We start from the raw sequence: 18,322 nt of genomic DNA, 5'->3' as shown, positions 1-18,322 counted from the left end.
AACGGGCAAGAGCCTTACGCCTGGTTGCGCCACATCCTTGAACGCCTGCCGACCGCCAGTAGCGTCGAGGATTACGAAGCGCTGCTGCCGTGGAACTGCTCGCCAGCTTCTGCCTCTGCTTCCTGAAAAAACCCGTCCGCCAGGACGGGGTTTATGGAGCGGTTACGTAACTGCCGTCCCTACCGCGACCGAAGGCCCCGCCGGTGTGACCGGCGGGGCCTTGATTTTTTGTGCCGGGTGCTCGAGATGCTTCAGGAGCGTGCGCCCTGCATGCAGTGTTACGTCAGCTACCGCGCTTGCTGCGTACTTCGGTCAGGCGGCCGCCCTCGAAGCGTAGAAAGTGGTACATGCCGCTTTTCGGGCCGTAGACCCATTCCTCGACACTCACCTCGTTGCGAAAACCGTAGCTATCGACCACTTCCTTGTAACCGAGAAAAGCGCGGCTGGAAGGTTCGCCACATTTGTTCAGCACCTCTGTGGTGGGTGCTGCCTTGCTGACCAGAGCGCTACCGCAGCGATAGGTGGAGGACGCCTCGGCCATCAGGGGCAGGCAGAGCAGGCTGAGCAGACAGCTGAGTTTGCGCATGAGAACCTCCTGTTCAGCGTTCGCGACGACGTTCGATGGCGGTCAGACGGTTACCCTCGAAGCGCAGGATGCTGAGCATGCCATTGCTCGGGCCGTATACCCATTCCTCGATCATGTACTCACGACGGTCATAGGAGCCCAGGGTGTAGCCGACCGGGTCACGGTGCACCGGCGCGCCACATTTGCGCTCGACCTCGAACGGACGGTCGCCAAGGCTGACTAGGGTGCTGCCGCAACGCAGCGTGTCGGCCTGCGCGCTGATGCTGATCAGGCCGGCAACCAGGGTAGTGAGCGTGATGATGGATAAGCTGCGCATGATCATTGGCTGTCCAGGTGCAGGGTGGTGAGCACGCGACCGTCGGCTTCTGGCTCACCCAGGTTGGCATCGATCAGGTAGACACGTTCATCGTACAACCCGCCTTGTTCAACCAGATAATCCTTGATCGTTGCAGCGCGTTGCTGAGCCAGTTGGCGCAGCAGCAGCTTGCTTTGCGCCCAGGAGTCCAGCACCGCCTTGCGCATGTTCTGCTGGCGCTGCTCTTTGTCCATTTCGGCCCATTCGGCCGGTGGCTGCTGCTTGAGGCGGGTGCGATAGATGCCTTCGAGCAGGGCGGCCTGTTCGTCCTCAGCGACCGTTAGCTCATCGGGACTGGCCGGTACCCTGTCACCACGGCGTTGCAGCACCTTGTACCAGGTTTCGCGAAATTCGCGCTGCAGGCGCTGTTCGGCCAGCAGCGGGCCGTCGGCATTCTGTGCGGCCTGGCCTTCTACCTCCAGACGCAGATTCGGGCGCTCCTCAAGCGCTTTGGCCAGCGTGTCCAGGGCCTGGCGCGCGTCGCCCTGCAGCTCCGCAGAGCCGGCGACGAACGGCACGGTGCTGAGGTCGACATTGCTGCCACCGACCAACCCGGCGATGAACTTGAACGGCGCCTGGGCCGAGCGCAACACCAGATTGCGCAAGGTCTGCCAGACGATGGGCATGACGCTGAACTGCGGATTGTTAAGATCACCCTGTACCGGCAACTCGATGGCGATACGGCCCTGGGTGTCCTTGAGCAGGGCGACTGCCAGGCGAATCGGCAGGTCGACAGCATCCGGGCTGTCGACACGCTCGCCCAGTTGCAGGTTCTCCACCAGCACCTTGTTCTCGGCATTGAGCTGGCCTTTCTCGATGCGGTAGTGCAGGTCGAGGTTGAGGCGACCCTTGCGGATGCGATAGCCGGCGAACTTGCCGGAATAGGGGGTGATGGTGGTCAGCTCGACATTCTTGAAGCTGGTAGCGATATCCAGGCTGTTGAGCGGATCGAATGGCGTCAGCTTGCCCTTGATGCTCATTGGCGCGTAGCGGTCGACCTTGCCCTGGATATCGACGCTGGCGGCTTGCGGCTTCTGGTTGTCGAGTACACCGATGCGCCCGTTCATTTGCTGAACGGCAGTGGCGAAGCTGGGGGTCAGGCTGAAGTCGGCGAAGTTGGCGGATGGCTGGGAAGTAGTCGCTCTGGATGAACTGCATGGTCGGCAGCCCGGGATTGAGCGCGGCGTTCTCGCGGCCGACTGCCAGGTTGCCTTCGGCGAAGTCCAGGTTGACCACTTCACGGGCACCGCCCGCCGCCGCGCACAGGCCAACACCGCAGGTATAGGCGAACAGGTTGAGTACGGATTTGCCTGCGCTGTTGGCCTTGACCCAGCCGCGTGCATTGCGCAGGTCGAGAAATAGCAGCGGGTCCTGTCCGGCATGGCGACCGCGCACCCGGTAATTCAGGCCCCATTCCTGGCCGACCAGATCCTCCAGGGCAGCCGCCTCGGCCTGATGCAGTTCGGGGTTGCGGTTGATGCGCGAATGGCTTTTCGAGCGGTCGTTGTAGACCAGCAGCAGGGGCTGGCCGAGCCTTTCCTGAATCTGATCGGCCAGTTGCAGCAGGGCGTCATGCTCCAGCGGTTGGTGGAAGCTCTGCACCAGCAGTTGCGGGCCGTAGCGATCGACGGTCAGGCCAGGTGCGCCTTCCTGCGTGCCATGGAACAGGCGATAGCAGTAGGTGTCTTGCGAGTGCAATTGGCTAAGCAGGTTTTCACGGTCGTCGAGGGCGGCGCGCAGCGCCTGATCAAGAGCGGGCATGCGCGGCATCTCGGGGTAGGAAAGAGTGGCAGTTTATCAAGAAAAGCCGCTGCCCGAGGGAGCGCTCGCCTTATGAGTCAGGCAACAGACGGCGACGGGCGCGCTGCGCGGCGCTGTTGCGTACGGCCCAGCGCAGCAGGTTGGCGGTACGCTGCACGCTGGCGCGGATCAGCGGGCGGCGCCAGGCGGCCTGGTGTTCGCCGAGCAGGTCGCTGGCCCAGTCCGGCAGCAGGTCGACACCGGCCTGCATCATCAGGCCGCCGAAGGGCTTGGCGAGCAGGCTGGGCATCGGCGCGTCGTACAGCAGGCGCACCACTTCGCGCGTGCGCGCATCGCAGAGCAGCTGCGGGCGCATGCGTTGCAGATAATCGGCGATGGCCTGCGCCGATTTGGGCACGTCCTGCGCGCCGAGGCGCTCGGCGATCAGCGCCACTTCGCGGTAGTAGCGATCCTGTTCGGCCTGCGGCAACTGCGGGTCGACGTAGCGCAGGTAGCCGGCGAGGAACTGGCTGACCTCGGAGACATGCACCCAGGTCAGCAGCTCGGGATCGCTGGCGGCGTAAGGACGGCCATCCGGCGCATGACCGACCACCTGCAGGTGGATGCGGCGCACCTTGTCGATCAGCTGTTCGGCATCGTGCAGGCCGCCATAGGTGGTGCCGGCGATGAACAGGCTGGTGCGGCGCAGACGGCCGAGCATGTCCTGGCGAAAGGTCGAGTGATCCCACACCCCGGCCAGTGCCAGTGGGTGAAGCATCTGCAGGAGCAGGGCGGAGATGCCACCGACCATCATCGCGCTGAAGTCGGCGTGGACTTCCCAGACCATCGACTCGGGGCCGAACAGGCCAGCATCCCCGCGCGGCTGGTCGAGGTCGAGCACGCCCAGCGAGGCGCCGGTGAGGCTGTGCACCTGTTTTTCGATCTGACGACGTAGGCTTTCCATGGCGCGCAGTGTCGGCGCTTGGCAGGCACAAGACAAGATGCGCCCGGCCCTTTCAGGCCGGGCGCGAGGCTCAGCGGTTGAGGCGCTGATCGATCAGGCTGTCGACCACGCTGGGGTCGGCCAGGGTCGAGGTGTCGCCCATGTTTTCCAGTTCGTTGCAGGCGATCTTGCGCAGGATACGCCGCATGATCTTGCCCGAGCGGGTCTTGGGCAGGCCGGGCGCCCACTGGATCAGCTCCGGCTTGGCGAAGCTGCCGATCTCCTTGCCGACCAGGCTGAGCAAATCCTTCTTCAGCTCGTCGGAGGGCTCCTGGCCGTTCATCAGGGTGACGTAGGCGTAGATGCCCTGGCCCTTCACATCATGCGGATAGCCGACCACGGCGGCTTCGGCCACGGCATCGTGCAACACCAGCGCGCTCTCCACTTCGGCAGTGCCGATGCGGTGCCCGGATACGTTGATCACGTCGTCGACGCGGCCGGTGATCCAGTAGTAGCCGTCCTCGTCGCGGCGTGCGCCGTCGCCGGTGAAGTAGTAGCCGGGGTAGGGCTTGAAGTAGGTGTCGATCATGCGCTGGTGATCGCCATAGACGCTGCGGATCTGGCTCGGCCAGCTGGCCTTGATCGCCAGCACGCCGCTGCCAGGGCCCTCGATCTCCTTGCCCTGCTCGTCGAGCAGCACTGGCTGTACGCCGAAGAAGGGGCGCGTGGCCGAGCCGGGCTTCAGGTCGGTGGCCCCGGGCAACGGGGTGATCAGGATCGAGCCGGTCTCGGTCTGCCACCAGGTGTCGACAATGGGGCAGCGCATGTCGCCAACCACATGGAAATACCACTCCCAGGCTTCAGGGTTGATCGGCTCGCCCACGCTGCCGAGCAGACGCAGGCTGCTGCGCGAGGTAGCTTTCACCGGCGCCTCGCCCTCACGCATCAGCGCGCGCAGGGCGGTCGGTGCGGTGTAGAAGGTGTTGACCTGGTGCTTGTCGATCACCTGCCAGAAGCGCGAGGCGTCCGGGTAGTTGGGCACGCCTTCGAACATCAGCGTGGTGGCGGCGTTGGCCAGCGGGCCGTAGACGATGTAGCTGTGCCCGGTGACCCAGCCGACATCGGCGGTGCACCAGTAGATGTCGCCCTCGTGGTAGTCGAACACGTACTTGTGGGTCATCGCCGCGCCGAGCAGGTAACCGCCGGTGGTGTGCAGCACGCCCTTGGGTTTACCGGTGCTGCCCGAGGTGTAGAGGATGAACAACGGATCCTCGGCGTCCATCGGCTCGGCCGGGCAATCCGCGCTGACGTCCTTGAGTGCCTGGTGGTACCAGAGGTCGCGGCCTTCCACCCAGGCGACGTCACCCTGGGTGCGCTCGACCACTACCACGGTGGACACGTCCGGGCAGCTCTGCAGGGCCTTGTCGACGTTGTTCTTCAGCGCAACGTACTTGCCGCCGCGCACGCCTTCATCGGCGGTGATCACCGTGCGGCAGTCGGCATCGAGAATGCGGTCACGCAGGGCATCGGGCGAGAAACCGCCGAACACCACCGAATGCACGGCGCCGATGCGTGCGCAGGCGAGCATGGCGTAGGCCGCTTCGGGGATCATCGGCATGTAGATGCACACCCGGTCACCTTTCTTCACGCCACGGCTTTTCAGCACGTTGGCCAGGCGGCTGACGTTGTGGTGCAGCTTGTTGTAGGTGATGTGCGCCGATTCGGCCGGGTTGTCGCCTTCCCAGATGATCGCGATCTGTTCGCCGCGCTGTTCCAGGTGGCGATCGATGCAGTTGTAGGCGACGTTGAGCTGGCCGCCCTTGAACCATTCGGCGTGGCCCAGCTGCAGATCGCTGGCGTGCACCTGATCCCAGGGCTTGAACCAGCTGAGGAAGGCCTTGGCCTGCTCGGCCCAGAAGATTTCGGGTTGCTCGACGGACTGCTGGTACAGGCGCAGATAGGCGTCGTTATCCAGGTGCGCACGCTGACGCACGGCATCTGACACGGGATGGCGAGTGATCTCGAACATGGCGGGGTCCTTGTAATTATGTTTCCGCAACAATCACAAGGGTGCACCCAAGCAGGTGCTTGGTTCAAGGGGCGATGTTCAGTGGGCCAGTACAGCGCCGCCCGGCTCTCAGGTGCCGGGTGGCGCGAAGGGCGATGGATCAGCCGCGATGGCGCTCGCGGAAGTGGTCGATCAGGCCCTGGGTCGAGGCATCCGAGGCGCTGCTGTCGACCTGGCCGGTCAGGCGCTGATAGACCTCCTTGCCCATCTCCTTGCCCAGCTCCACGCCCCATTGGTCGAAGGCGTTGATGCCCCAGATGGCGCTCTGTACGAAGACCTTGTGCTCATACAGGGCCACCAGTGCGCCCAGCTCGAACGGCGCGATGCGGTTCATCACCAGGATATTGCTCGGACGGTTGCCGGGAATGACCTTGTGCGGCGCCAGGCGCTGCACGTCGGCCTCATTCATGCCCTTGGCACGCAGTTCGGCTTCGGCCTCCTCACGCGTCTTGCCCTGCATCAGCGCCTGGGCTTGCGACAGGCAGTTGGCGAACAGCCACTGGTGATGGTCGGACAGCGGGTTGTAGCTGTTGACCGGGACGATGAAGTCCGCCGGTACCAGCAGACGGCCCTGGTGCAGCAACTGGTGGTAGGCATGCTGGCCGTTGCAGCCGACGCCGCCCCAGATGATCGGCCCTGTGGCGATGTTCAGTTCGCTACCGTCCTGGCGCACGCTCTTGCCGTTGGACTCCATGTCCAGCTGCTGCAGGTGCTTGGTGAAGTTACGTAGGTAGTGGTCGTAGGGCAGGATCGCGTGGCTCTGCGCACCCCAGAAATTGGTGTACCAGATGCCCAGCAGGGCCATCAGCACCGGCATGTTTTCGGCCAGTGGTGCCTGGGTGAAGTGCTGATCCATGGCGTAGGCACCGGCCAGCAGTTCCTTGAAGTTGGACACGCCAATGGCCAGGGCGATGGGCAGGCCGATGGCCGACCACAGCGAGTAACGCCCGCCAACCCAGTCCCACATGGGAAAGATGTTCTCTTCGCCGATACCGAACTCGATGGCAGCCTTGCGGTTGCTGGTCACGGCGATGAAGTGACGGTGCAGCTGTTCTTCCGGGCCGCCCATGGCCAGGTACCAGTCACGTGCGGCCAGGGTGTTCTTCAGGGTTTCCAGGGTGCCGAAGGACTTGCTGGAAACGATGAACAGGGTGGTTTCCGGATCGAGGCGAGCGGTCAGTTCGCGGAATTCGCTGCCGTCGATATTGGCCAGGTAGTGGCAGCGCACCCCGCGTTGCGTGAACGGGCGCAGTGCTTCGGAAACCAGTTGTGGGCCGAGGAAGGAGCCGCCGATACCGATGTTCACCACTTCCTTGATCGGTTTTTCGCTGTAGCCGCGCCACAGGCCGCTGTGGATGCGACTGACCAGTTCGGTGACCTGGTTCAGGACGCGGTGCACCTCGGGAATGATGTCGTGGCCATCGAGCAGCAGGCGGCGGCCGATCGGGCTGCGCAGGGCGGTATGCAGCGCGGCGCGGTCTTCCGAGGCATTGACCCGCTCGCCGTTGTACAGGGCGGCGATGGACTGGTGCAGGCCGGCCTGATCAGCCAGCTGGATCAGCAGCTCGAGGCCGCGTTCGTCGATCAGGTTCTTCGAGTAGTCCAGCAGCAGCCCGCAGCTATCGAGGGAAAAGCGCTGGAAGCGCCGTGCGTCCGCCGCGAAGGCCTCGCGCATGCTGAACCCGGCCATCTCGGCACGGTGTTGCTGCAGGGCCTGCCAGGCGGGCAGGGTGGTGACGTCTTGAGGCTGCTGGTAATAGGCCATCGGAGCTCCTGATCCGCAAAAGCAAAAGGCCCGGATTGATCCGGGCCTTTGAGAGTGTAACCGGCTGCCTTTGCAGGCAGCTACTGGCGTGGCAGTTCAACCACCAGATTGTCGATCAGACGGGTGCTACCCAGCTGTGCGGCGGTCAGAATCACCAGGTGATGGTCGTCGACCTGGGCCGGACGCAGATTCACCGCGTTGCGGATTTCCAGATAATCGGGGATGAAACCAGCGGTACGCTGTTGCGCCTGAGTAGTCTCGATAAGCCGTGCGTAGTCGCGAGCGCCACGGCGCAGTTCCTCGGCAATCGTTTGCAGGCCTCGATACAGCGCTGGGGCGGTGGCGCGTTGTTCGTCGCTGAGGTAGCCGTTACGCGATGACAGCGCGAGGCCGTCCTCGGCGCGTTGAGTCGGCGCACCGATGATCTGGATCGGCATGTTCAGGTCCTGCACCAGCGCGCGGATCACCGCCAGTTGCTGGTAGTCCTTCTCGCCGAACACGGCCAGATCAGGCTGAACCATGTTGAACAGCTTGGTCACCACCGTCGCCACACCCTCGAAATGCCCCGGACGGCTGGCGCCGCAGAGGCCTTCGGAAACACCGGGAACGCTGACGCGGGTCTGGTCACCCATGCCGTGCGGGTAGATTTCCGCGACATCGGGGTGAAACAGCAGGTGACAGCCTGCCGCCAGCAGTTTTTCCTGGTCGGCGGCGAGGGTACGCGGATACTTGTCCAGATCTTCACCGGCGCCGAACTGCAGCGGGTTGACGAAGATGCTGGCAACCACGAAGTCGGCGCGTTGGCCGGCGATCTCCACCAGCGAAACGTGACCCGCGTGCAGATTGCCCATGGTCGGCACGAAACCGATCTGCTTGCCTTCGGCCCGTGCCTGGGCGACGGCTGCGCGCAACTCGCGCAGGGTTTTCACCATGTTCATGCGGAAAAGCCATGTTCGGCGGCGGGGAAGCTGCCGTCCTTGACGGCCTGTACGTAAGCGCTGAAAGCACCCTGAATGCTGCTCTGCCCCTCCATAAAGTTGCGTACGAACTTCGGTGCGCGGCCCGATAGCGACAGCCCGAGCATGTCGTGCTGCACCAGTACCTGACCATCGGTGGCGCTGCCAGCGCCGATGCCGATCACCGGAATCTTCACTGCCTGGGTGATTTCTGCGGCCAGTTCGCTCGGCACGCATTCAAGCAGCAGCATGGCAGCGCCGGCCTGCTCCAGGGCCATGGCATCGGCGCGCATCTGCCGTGCCTGTGCTTCCTGGCGGCCCTGCACCTTGTAGCCACCGAGAATGTTCACCGCCTGTGGGGTCAGGCCCAGGTGCGCGCACACCGGTACGCCACGTTCGGCCAGCAGGTGAATAGGCTCGGCCAGCCAGCCGGCGCCTTCCAGTTTGACCATATGCGCGCCGGCCTGCATCAGCTTGGCGCTGTTGTGCAGAGCCTGCTCGGTGGTGGCGTAGGCCATGAATGGCAGGTCGGTGACGATCAGTGCGCCCTGGTTGCCGCGTTTGACGCAGGCAGTGTGGTAGGCCATCTCCTCGACGCTGACCGGCAGGGTGCTGTCGTGGCCCTGCAGAACCATGCCCAGGGAGTCGCCGACCAGCAACACGTCGACACCCGCTTGGCAGGCCGCATGGGCGTAGGTGGCGTCATAGCAGGTCAGCATGGCGATCTTTTCACCGTTCTGCTTGAGACTCTGCAGGGTGGTCAGGGTAACGTCAGGCATTTCAAAGGTCCTCGCTCAGGCTCGGTATACCGCTTCTATCTGGCTGCAATCCGGCCTGGATTGGCATCAAAGGTGCGCCCGGCGCAGGGCGACGGGACACCTATAGTCCTGATGGGGGGGCGTGAAGTCAATTGCGGGTGTTACCGCTCTGTTACTGGCGTTACCGCCAATGCGCGGGATGTCGGGTTGCGCAAGGGGCCGCCCTGTAGGAGGCGCCTCAGCGGCGAGCTTGTCGGGTCGCGGCTGAAGCCCCTCGCACAGAGGCCGGCTGGGCTATTCGGCCAGGCGCTCCAGGCCGCTGAAGGGGCAGGCTTCGAGTAATGCATTCAGACTGCGGCCGTCCGGCAACTGCAGTTCGGCGGCCAGCTCGGCCAGCGGGTAGAGCACGAAGGGGCGGGCGTGCATGTGGTAGTGCGGCACGGTCAGGCGCTCGTCGTCGATCAGGCGCTCACCGAACAGCAGAATGTCCAGATCCAGCGTGCGTGGGCCCCAGCGCTCGGCCTTGCGCACGCGCCCCTGCTCCTGCTCGATGCGTTGCAGCGCGTCGAGCAACTGCCAGGGCTCCAGTGCGGTATCCAGCGCGGCCACGGCGTTGACGTAACGCGGCTGATCCGCCGGACCCAGTGGGTCGCTGATGTAGAACGACGAATGCGCCTGGAGTTGGCTGTGCGGCAACTGTGCGATGGCCTGCAAGGCCGCGCGCAGCTGTTGCAGGGGCTTGGCCAGGTTGCTGCCAAGGCCGATGTAAACCCGTTCCATCATTCGCCGCCGCTTTCGTCGCTGCGCTTGCGGCGATTGTTGTTGCTGCGGCGACGTTTGCGCGGCGCGTTACCGGTGGCTTCGCCTTTGCCAGCGAGGTCGCGAATCATCTGCCGGCGCTCGCTGTCATTGGCGTCCTGATAGTCCGTCCACCATTGGCCCAGGCCGCCGGTGTCTTCGCCGGCCAGTTCGCGCAGCAGGAGGAAGTCGTAGCCGGCGCGGAAGCGCGGGTTTTCCAGCAGCAGGTCGGCACGCTTGCCGCTACGGCGCGGCAGACGCTCCTGCATGTCCCAGATCTCGCGAATCGGGATGGTGAAACGCTTGGGTACGGCAATGCGCTGGCACTGCTCGGCGATCAGTTCGTGGGCGGCTTCCTGCATCGCCGGAATCGGCGGCATGCCCTTGTTCTGCAGTTGCAGCACGCGTGCCGGCAATGCAGGCCAGAGCAGGGCCGCAAAGAGAAACGCCGGCGTCACGGATTTGCCATCGTGAATACGATCGTCGGTGTTGATCAGTGCCTGACGAATCAGCTTCTCGGTATACCCGGGATTGCGTTTGAGCGCTTCACCGCTGGCCGGGAACAACTGGGCGAACAGGTCGTGCTCGAGCAGCAGATCGAAGGTGTATTCGGCGTAACCGGCGAGGAACAGCTTGAGCACTTCGTCGAACAGGCGTGCCGAGGGAATATCGCGCAGCATCGGCGCCAGGCGACGGATCGGTGCGGCGCTGTGCTTCTCGATGTCGAAGTCGAGCTTGGCGGCGAAGCGCACCGCACGCAGCATACGCACCGGGTCTTCCAGGTAACGCTGTTCCGGATCGCCGATCAGGCGCACCAGGTGGTTGCGCACATCATGCATGCCACGGGCGTAGTCGAGGATGTGTTCCTGGGTCGGATCGTAGTACAGCGCGTTGATGGTGAAGTCACGGCGCTGTGCATCGTCTTCCAGGGTGCCGTAGACGTTGTCGCGCAGGATGCGGCCGCTCTCGTTGCGTGACGCCAGATTGGTGTTCTCTTCCTCATCGCCCTGGGGGTGATTGGCACGGAAGGTGGCCACTTCGATGATTTCACGGCCGAAATGCACATGCACCAGCTTGAAGCGGCGACCGATGACCCGGGCGTTACGAAATTCGGCACGCACCTGCTCGGGCGTGGCACTGGTGGCCACGTCGAAATCCTTGGGGTCTATGTCCAGCAGCAGGTCGCGAACGCAACCACCGACCAGATAGGCCTGGTAGCCGGCCTTCTGCAGGCGCTCGACCACGCTTATGGCGTGACGGCTGATCTCGTTGCGCTTGAGCGGATGTTGGCTGCTGTTCAGCACTTCGGGAGTGCTGCGTGGGCGTGGGGCACGGCGCAGAGGTGAGTGGAAAGATTTGAACAGCTTTTTCAGCATGGGATGCACTGTTTGGAGTAGTGGTCGGCCTGCTGCGCATGCGCTTGAAAATCGAATTGCGTGGGCATCACGGCGTTAAAAGCAGTTTGCTTTGGCAAGGTTTTTCAACTGCATGCGAAACGATGACCGCATGATTACTGCGGATTCTAGCATCGTGTAGGGAGAAGGTGTGTAGAAGGGCGGCAGGCGGGGATTTGAGAACCGGAAGCTACTGGGGGAGCCGAAGCTCCCCCCCAAGTTGGTGCGTGCTGTTTTTTATTGTTATTGAGAGCCTGTTGTTTTTGTTGTTGGGTCTTCCCGGTTTGCCGTGGCTTACCGGGTGCTCCCTAGAGAGGGGAGCCAATAGCAAACGGATTTCTTTGGACGCTGATGCTGCCTTAATCAACCAGTTCCGGCGCTGCCTTGAGGCAGTTTTGTTGTTCTCAGCCTGGTCGCTGGGGCGAACCCCTTGCGGCAACTCCTCTCCAAAAGAATCAGTTAGCTGCGCCTCCGTACCTTGTTGTTCTTGTTGTGCTGGAGTCGTTACGTCTTGTTCTTATTGTGTAGGGCATTGCTTGTTATTGTTGTTGTGCCAGAGATAAAGCAGATGCCGTGCCAGTTTTTGCGATTCCTTGTAAATCAAGGGTTTGCGGCAGGTTTGGGTGTTGGGTGGGGGAGGGGGAGCCGGATTTTCGTTACCGATAGACCCGGCCTTTGTTACGAGATATTGAAAAGGTAACAACTTGTGGAACCCCGGCGCAGACAGGTTGTCACCGAGGCGTTAACTCAAGGGCTGCTGGTTACGCCGGTTTTACGCCGTGGAATGCCCAGGCGCTGACGGCGCTCCCACAGGCATTTGCGACTGATGCCCAGCTTGCGCGCCAGCTCGGTCTCGGTCATGTGGTCCTGGTGTTCGAGGACGAAGTGCTGGAAGTAATCTTCCAGTGACAGGTCCTCGGTCGGCTCGTGGCTGTTGCCACTGCTCTGTCCGCCTGCCGCCGGCAGGCCGAAGTCCTCGTCATCCAGATCGTCCAGCTCAATGTCGATGCCCAGCAGGTCCGCGGAAATTTCCGCACCCTCGCAGAGAATCACTGCGCGCTCGATGGCGTTTTCCAGTTCGCGCACGTTACCCGGCCAGGGGTAATGGCGGATCGCTTGCTCGGCATCATGAGTGAAGCGCAACGGCTCGCGGCCCATACGGGTGTACTGGCGCACCAGGAACGCCTGGGCGATCTCGATCACGTCGCTACCGCGCTCGCGCAGCGCCGGCAGCTTGAGGGCTATGACGTGCAGGCGGTAATACAGGTCCTCACGGAATTGGCCGGTCTTGGCCAGGGTCTTGAGATCGCGGTGCGTCGCGGCGATCAGGCGCACGTCGACCTTCTGCGACTGCACCGAGCCGACCCGGCGAATTTCCCCTTCCTGCAGCACGCGTAGCAGTCGCGCCTGGGCTTCCAGCGGCAGTTCGCCAATCTCGTCGAGGAACAGCGTGCCACCGTCGGCCGCCTCCACCAGACCGGCACGCCCGGCGCTGGCGCCAGTGAAGGCGCCTTTTTCGTGGCCGAACAGTTCGGACTCGATCAGGGTTTCTGGAATGGCGGCGCAGTTCACCGAAATCAGCGGCGCCTTGGCGCGCTTGGAGAGGTTGTGCAGGGCGCGCGCCACCAGCTCCTTGCCCGTGCCGGACTCACCCTGCACCAGCACATTGGAGTCGGTGGGGGCGACCTTGCGAATCTTGCTATAGAGCTCCTGCATGGCCGCGCAGGAACCGATGATGCCGATCTCACCGTTGGCGTTGTCGACGATTTTCTCGGTATTGCCACTGCGTGCGTTGCTGGTGGCAGCTGGCGCGGGTGCGCTCTTGGCGCCCTGGCGGTCACGCAGGATGCGCGCCACCGCCTGCAGCATTTCGTCGTGATCGAAGGGCTTGGCGATGTAATCGACTGCGCCCATCTTCATCGAGTCCACCGCCGAGCGCAGGCTGGCGTAGCTGGTCATGATCAGCACCGGCGTGCCTTCGGCCAGTTTGATCAGTTCGGTGCCCGGCGCCCCGGGCAGGCGCAGGTCGCTGACGATCAGGTCGAAGGTAGGAATGCTGTAGCGTTCCTGGGCTTCCTGTACCGAGCCAGCTTCGCTGACCAGGTACTGATTGCGTTCGAGCAGGCGGCGCAAGGCAGAGCGGATAATAGTTTCGTCTTCGACGATAAGAATATGTGGCATCAATTCGGTCTCTCGACGGTCACGGAGGTGCCATTGGCACACTCGCTCGCTGTTTACATCGCTACGGACGTCGCCTCGACATGCCTTGGCAGGGTGACCCGAATTCGAGTGCCCAATTGGCGCTCGGGGTCAGCCGGGCTGTCGATTGTTATCTGTCCATAATGCTCTTCCACGATCGAATAGACCAGCGCGAGGCCCAGGCCGGTCCCCTCGCCGGGGTCCTTGGTGGTGAAGAAGGGCTCGAACAGGCGGTCGATGATCGCCTTGGGAATACCGCTGCCCTCGTCCTCGACGATCAGGTCCACGGTGTGCTCGCTGGCTTCGCTGCGCACGCGGATGGCGCCGCCGGGTGGCGAGGCATCACGGGCGTTGGACAGCAGGTTGATCAGCACCTGGGCCAGGCGCTGCGGGTCGCCGCAGGCCCAGTGCTGCGGGTCGCACAGGTTGTAGAACTGGATATCGAAGTTGCGCTTGTTCAGCGACAGCAGGCCTATGGCGTCCTGCGCCACGTCAGCCAGGCATACCGGCTCGTCACTGCGCTGGTGGCTGCCGGAATGGGCGAAGCTCATCAGCGACTGGACGATGCGCGAGACGCGCTTGGTTTGTTCGAGGATCTGCCCACTGATTTCGGTCAGCTCGCCATCGGTTTCGCGCTCTTCGCGCAGGTTCTGCGCCAGGCAGGCGATACCGGTGATCGGGTTGCCGATCTCGTGGGCCACGCCGGCGGCCAGGCGGCCGATGCTGGCCAGGCGTTCGGAGTGCACCAGCTTGTCTTCGAGCACCTGAGTTTCGGTCTGGTCTTCGACCAGCAGCACCAGGCCACTGTTACCGGGCGCCAGCGGTTCATTGATGGCCGCCTTGTGCAGGTTCAGCCAGCGAATCTGGCCATCGAGCGCCAGGTGCTGTTTATGCAGGTGCTGGTCGGGACATTCGATGAAGTCTTGCAGCAGGCTTTGCCAGGGCTCGGCCAGGGTGCTCAGGCGCGAGCCGACGATGCGCTGTGCGGGGATGTCGGTGAGCTCTTCCATGGCTCGGTTCCACATCAGGATTTCCTGGTCCTTGGCCAGCGAGCAGACGCCCATCGGCAATTCCTGCAAGGTCTGGCGGTGGTAGCGGCGCAGCGCATCGAGCTCGGCGGCCAGGCCGGTAAGGCGCGACTGGTAGTCCTCCAGGCGGCTCTCGATGAAGTGAATGTCTTCGGTGACGTAACCCTCGCTGCCGGACTTGTAGGGCAGGAAGGTCTCGACGATATCCTGCGCCACGCTCGGCCCCATCAGGCCGGACAGGTTGGCCTCGATGCGATCGCGCAGACGGCGCAGGGCGTAGGGGCGGCTTTCGTCGAACGGCAGATGCAGATCGCGCAGGGCTTGCTCCACCTCGCGCTGGGCGGTCTTGGCGCCGAGCGGCTTGGCCAGTTGCGCGGCAAAGTCCTGCGGCGACACGGCGACCAGCTCGCGTCGTTGCGGGCGGCGCACGTTATCCACCGCGCAGGCTTCGGCGGCGCTTTTTTCCTCGGGGCTGGCCTCGGTGAACAGCGACACCAGGGTGAACACCAGTACGTTGGCGGCGAGCGAGGCAATGGCTGCGAGGTGCCAGCTGGCATCGTCGAGCACATAGATGACGTTGAACAGCGGCAGGTAGAAGCCTTCCAGGTTGCCCAGCAGCGGCAGCAGCATGGTCAGTGCCCAGACGCTGATGCCGGCCAGCAAGCCGGCGATGAAGCCGCGGCGATTGGCCGTTTGCCAATACAGTACCGAGAGCACGCCGGGCAGGAACTGCAGGGTGGCGACGAAGGCGACGATACCGAGGTTGGCCAGGTCCTGCTGGGCGCCGAGCAGCAGGTAGAAGCCGTAGCCGGCCATGATGATGCAGGCGATCAGCGTGCGGCGGGTCCACTTCAGCCAGCGGTAGATGTTGCCCTCGGCCGGTGGCTGGTAGAGCGGCAGCACCAGGTGGTTCAGCGCCATGCCCGACAGCGCCAGGGTGGAAACGATGATCAGCCCGCTGGAGGCGGAGAGGCCGCCGACATAGGCCAGCAGCGCCAGCGCCTCGCTGTTGACGGCGATGCCCAGGCCCAGGGTGAAGTATTCCGGGTTGGTGGTGGCGCCAAGCTTGAGACCGGCCCAGAGGATCAGTGGTACAGCCAGGCTCATCAGCAGCAAGAACAGCGGCAGGCCCCAGCTGGCGCTGACCATGGCGCGTGGATTGAGATTCTCGGTGAAGGTCATGTGGTACATGTGCGGCATGACGATTGCCGAGGCGAAGAACACCAGCAGCAGGGTGCGCCACGGGCCTTCCTGCAGCGGCGTGTGCAGCGTGGCCAGCGCCGCCTGGTTCTGCACCAGCCACAATTCCAGCTCACGCGGGCCTCCGAACACCTGATACAGCGCGTACCAGCCGATGACGCCGAGGGCGACCAGCTTGACCAGCGATTCGAAGGCGATGGCGAACACCAGGCCTTCGTGCTTCTCGCGCGTGGCGATATGGCGCGCACCGAACAGGATGGTGAAGAGGATGATCAGGCCGCAATAGCTCAGCGCCACTTTTTCCTGCAGCGGCTCGCGGCTGAGGATGCCGATGGAGTCGGCCACCGCCTGGATCTGCAGGGCCAGCAGCGGCAGCACGCCGATGAGCATGAACAGGGTAGTCAGTGCGCCGGCCCAGGTGCTGCGAAAGCGAAAGGCGAACAGGTCGGCCAACGATGACAGCTGGTAGGTACGGGTGATGCGCAGGATCGGGTAGAGCAGCACCGGTGCCAGCAGGAAGGCACCGGAAACGCCGAGGTAACTGGCAAGGAAACCGTAGCCGTACTGATAGGCCAGGCCCACCGTGCCGTAGAAGGCCCAGGCGCTGGCATAGACGCCCAGCGACAGGGTATAGGTCAGCGGGTGGCGGATGATCCAGCGGGGGATAAGGCCGTGTTCACTGACCCAGGCGACGCCGAACAGCACCAGCAGATAGCTGGCGCTGATCAGGATCAGTTCGCTCAGGCTAAAGCTCGTCAGCATCGCGTTGGCTCTGAAGAATGAAGGTGACGACGATCAGGATCAGCCACAGCAGATAAGGCCGATACCAGGCGCCATTGGGGTCGATCCACCAGTCCATGATGGCCGGTGAGAACAGGTAGATCCCCACTACCAGGATCAGAACCAGTCGGTAGATATACATGTGACATCTCGTCGAAAGATGCCGCGATGGTAAAGGATGCCGCATATCGCAAGCCACAAACTTGAGGCTTGCATCCAGGGTGCGCCGTGCGCACCGAGACCGTACAGGGTGCCGGAACAACGGACTTGGCGTTCATCAGTGCGCGCGGCGTACCCTACCTCAATTGCGCTTCGGCCAGGGTGCGGCTGCGGGGAATGCGGGTGGTATCCCAGTTGGCGATGCCCCAGGCCAGTAACTCGGCGGGGGCTGCACCTTGCAGCTCGGCTGGCGGTTGCTGACCCAGCGCACGCAGTGCGCGCAATAGCAGCGGCCCGGCCTGGTCGGCGGGCAAGGGCGGCGAGCGGTAGCTTTTGCCCAGCTTGTGGCCGTCCGGCTGGATGATCAGCGGCACGTGCAGGTAACGCGGCTGCGGCAACCCGAATAGTTCCTGCAGGTAGAGCTGGCGCGGGGTGGAGTCGAGCAGGTCGGCGCCGCGCACCACGTCGGTCACACCCTGCCAGGCATCGTCCAGTACCACCGCGAGCTGGTAGGCAAACAGGCCATCGCGGCGGCGAATCACGAAGTCGCCCACTTCACGGCCCAAGTGCTGGCGGAACTCACCCTGCACACGGTCGACGAAGTGATAATCCAGCTCCGGTACGCGCAGACGGATCGCCGCGTCGTGATCGGGATGACAGGCGTTGCGGCAAAAACCTGGATAGATGCCGGCGTAGCCTTCGAGCTGCTTGCGCGAGCAGATGCAGGCATAGGCCAGCCCCTGGGCGAACAGCCGGGCAATCACGGCGGCGTATTCGCCGTGGCGCGCACTCTGGCGCACCAGCTGGCCATCCCACTCGAAACCGTAGGTCTCCAGGGTGCGCAGGATAGCATCTTGGGCGCCGGGGACTTCCCGGGGCGGGTCGAGGTCTTCCATGCGCAGCAGCCAGCGGCCGCCAACGGCGCGGGCGTCGAGATAGGAGACGAGGGCGGCGACCAGCGAGCCGAAGTGCAGATAGCCGCTGGGCGTTGGGGCGAAGCGCCCGATATAGGCAGTGTTCATGGAGCCAAGGCCAGAAACAGAGCGGGGCGCCTGAGCGCCCCGTCGACAGATCAGGAACCGACCTGTTTTTCCTTGATTTCCGCCAGCGTCTTGCAGTCGATGCACAGGGTCGCGGTCGGGCGGGCTTCGAGGCGGCGGATGCCGATTTCGACACCGCAGGAGTCGCACCAGCCGTAATCGTTGTCTTCGATCAGCTGCAGGGTCTCGTCGATCTTCTTGATCAGCTTGCGCTCGCGGTCACGGGCACGCAGTTCCAGGCTGAATTCTTCTTCCTGGCTGGCGCGGTCGGCCGGGTCAGGGAAATTGGCCGCTTCGTCCTGCATGTGGTGCACGGTGCGGTCGACTTCCTGCATCAGCTCCAGCTTCCACTTATTGAGGATGCTGGTGAAGTGAGCGCGCATCGGCTCGCTCATGTATTCCTCGCCCTTCTTTTCCTGATAGGGCTCGAAACCACGCATCAGCTGGCTGGTGCTTTGGGCTTTTTCTTTTGTGGGCATGGATGACGCCTCTCACTCTTTCAATTCCATCGCGCAGGTAAATCCGTTGCCAGGTGTTTGCCCGATCCTGCGGC

At 63.5% G+C, this 18,322-nt stretch carries 15 protein-coding genes and 2 pseudogenes; 1 reads left to right on the top strand and 16 read right to left on the bottom strand.

Features of this window, described 5'->3' with window-relative positions:
- Positions 1-126, top strand: a 126-nt coding sequence (locus tag DBO86_RS11185) for a transposase domain-containing protein (protein ID WP_146173196.1), incomplete at its 5' end; no start/stop codon positions are given.
- Positions 127-283: 157 nt separating this feature from the next.
- On the opposite strand, the gene DBO86_RS11180 is transcribed toward DBO86_RS11185, so the two are convergent.
- The 16 genes and pseudogenes from DBO86_RS11180 to dksA form a co-directional block, all read right to left on the bottom strand.
- Positions 284-586, bottom strand: a complete 303-nt coding sequence (locus DBO86_RS11180; RefSeq protein WP_108233702.1) for a DUF2845 domain-containing protein — start codon at positions 584-586, stop codon at positions 284-286.
- A gap of 13 nt (positions 587-599) precedes the next feature.
- Positions 600-908, bottom strand: coding sequence for a DUF2845 domain-containing protein (locus tag DBO86_RS11175; protein ID WP_004424376.1), 309 nt, complete (start codon positions 906-908; stop codon positions 600-602).
- Positions 905-2,158, bottom strand: a pseudogene (locus DBO86_RS11170) (DUF748 domain-containing protein); the annotation flags it as partial. The gene DBO86_RS11175 and the pseudogene DBO86_RS11170, both read right to left, overlap by 4 nt.
- Positions 2,046-2,702: pseudogene (locus DBO86_RS11165) on the bottom strand (class I SAM-dependent methyltransferase); the annotation flags it as partial. The pseudogenes DBO86_RS11165 and DBO86_RS11170, both read right to left, overlap by 113 nt.
- 70 nt (positions 2,703-2,772) lie before the next feature.
- Positions 2,773-3,645: an oxygenase MpaB family protein gene (locus DBO86_RS11160; protein ID WP_074859668.1), complete on the bottom strand. Its 873-nt coding sequence runs from the start codon at positions 3,643-3,645 to the stop codon at positions 2,773-2,775.
- A 70-nt stretch (positions 3,646-3,715) separates the two neighbouring features.
- Positions 3,716-5,653, bottom strand: coding sequence for an acetate--CoA ligase (acs, locus tag DBO86_RS11155; protein ID WP_108233701.1), 1,938 nt, complete (start codon positions 5,651-5,653; stop codon positions 3,716-3,718).
- A 139-nt stretch (positions 5,654-5,792) separates the two neighbouring features.
- Complete coding sequence (gene pgi, locus DBO86_RS11150) at positions 5,793-7,457, bottom strand: glucose-6-phosphate isomerase (RefSeq protein WP_108233700.1); 1,665 nt, start codon at positions 7,455-7,457, stop codon at positions 5,793-5,795.
- A gap of 80 nt (positions 7,458-7,537) precedes the next feature.
- Positions 7,538-8,395, bottom strand: coding sequence for a pantoate--beta-alanine ligase (gene panC, locus DBO86_RS11145; RefSeq protein WP_108233699.1), 858 nt, complete (start codon positions 8,393-8,395; stop codon positions 7,538-7,540).
- Positions 8,392-9,192, bottom strand: a complete 801-nt coding sequence (panB, locus tag DBO86_RS11140; RefSeq protein WP_108233698.1) for a 3-methyl-2-oxobutanoate hydroxymethyltransferase — start codon at positions 9,190-9,192, stop codon at positions 8,392-8,394. The genes panC and panB overlap by 4 nt, the downstream gene beginning before the upstream one ends.
- Positions 9,193-9,465: 273 nt before the next feature.
- Positions 9,466-9,954: a 2-amino-4-hydroxy-6-hydroxymethyldihydropteridine diphosphokinase gene (gene folK / locus DBO86_RS11135; RefSeq protein ID WP_108233697.1), complete on the bottom strand. Its 489-nt coding sequence runs from the start codon at positions 9,952-9,954 to the stop codon at positions 9,466-9,468.
- Positions 9,951-11,345, bottom strand: coding sequence for a polynucleotide adenylyltransferase PcnB (locus DBO86_RS11130; protein WP_108233696.1), 1,395 nt, complete (start codon positions 11,343-11,345; stop codon positions 9,951-9,953). The genes folK and DBO86_RS11130 overlap by 4 nt, the downstream gene beginning before the upstream one ends.
- A 765-nt stretch (positions 11,346-12,110) precedes the next feature.
- Positions 12,111-13,544, bottom strand: a complete 1,434-nt coding sequence (locus DBO86_RS11125) for a sigma-54-dependent transcriptional regulator (protein ID WP_108233695.1) — start codon at positions 13,542-13,544, stop codon at positions 12,111-12,113.
- Between the two features lie 53 nt (positions 13,545-13,597).
- Positions 13,598-16,552 (bottom strand): sensor histidine kinase, encoded by a 2,955-nt coding sequence (locus DBO86_RS11120; protein ID WP_108233694.1) that lies wholly within the window; start codon positions 16,550-16,552, stop codon positions 13,598-13,600.
- Entirely contained in the window at positions 16,536-16,712 is a 177-nt protein-coding gene (locus DBO86_RS11115) for a hypothetical protein (RefSeq protein ID WP_003244646.1), read from the bottom strand. Before DBO86_RS11115 ends, DBO86_RS11120 begins: the two co-directional genes overlap by 17 nt.
- Positions 16,713-16,866: 154 nt before the next feature.
- Positions 16,867-17,751, bottom strand: coding sequence for a tRNA glutamyl-Q(34) synthetase GluQRS (gene gluQRS / locus DBO86_RS11110; protein WP_108233693.1), 885 nt, complete (start codon positions 17,749-17,751; stop codon positions 16,867-16,869).
- A gap of 50 nt (positions 17,752-17,801) precedes the next feature.
- Positions 17,802-18,248: an RNA polymerase-binding protein DksA gene (gene dksA, locus DBO86_RS11105; protein ID WP_004424336.1), complete on the bottom strand. Its 447-nt coding sequence runs from the start codon at positions 18,246-18,248 to the stop codon at positions 17,802-17,804.
- Positions 18,249-18,322 lie beyond the last annotated feature (74 nt).

Origin of the sequence: Ectopseudomonas oleovorans (assembly GCF_003052605.1) — a bacterium.
GTDB lineage: Bacteria > Pseudomonadota > Gammaproteobacteria > Pseudomonadales > Pseudomonadaceae > Aquipseudomonas > Aquipseudomonas oleovorans_A.
The sequence above is the reverse complement of the archived record's forward strand: the minus strand, read 5'-3'. Positions and strand labels throughout refer to the sequence as shown.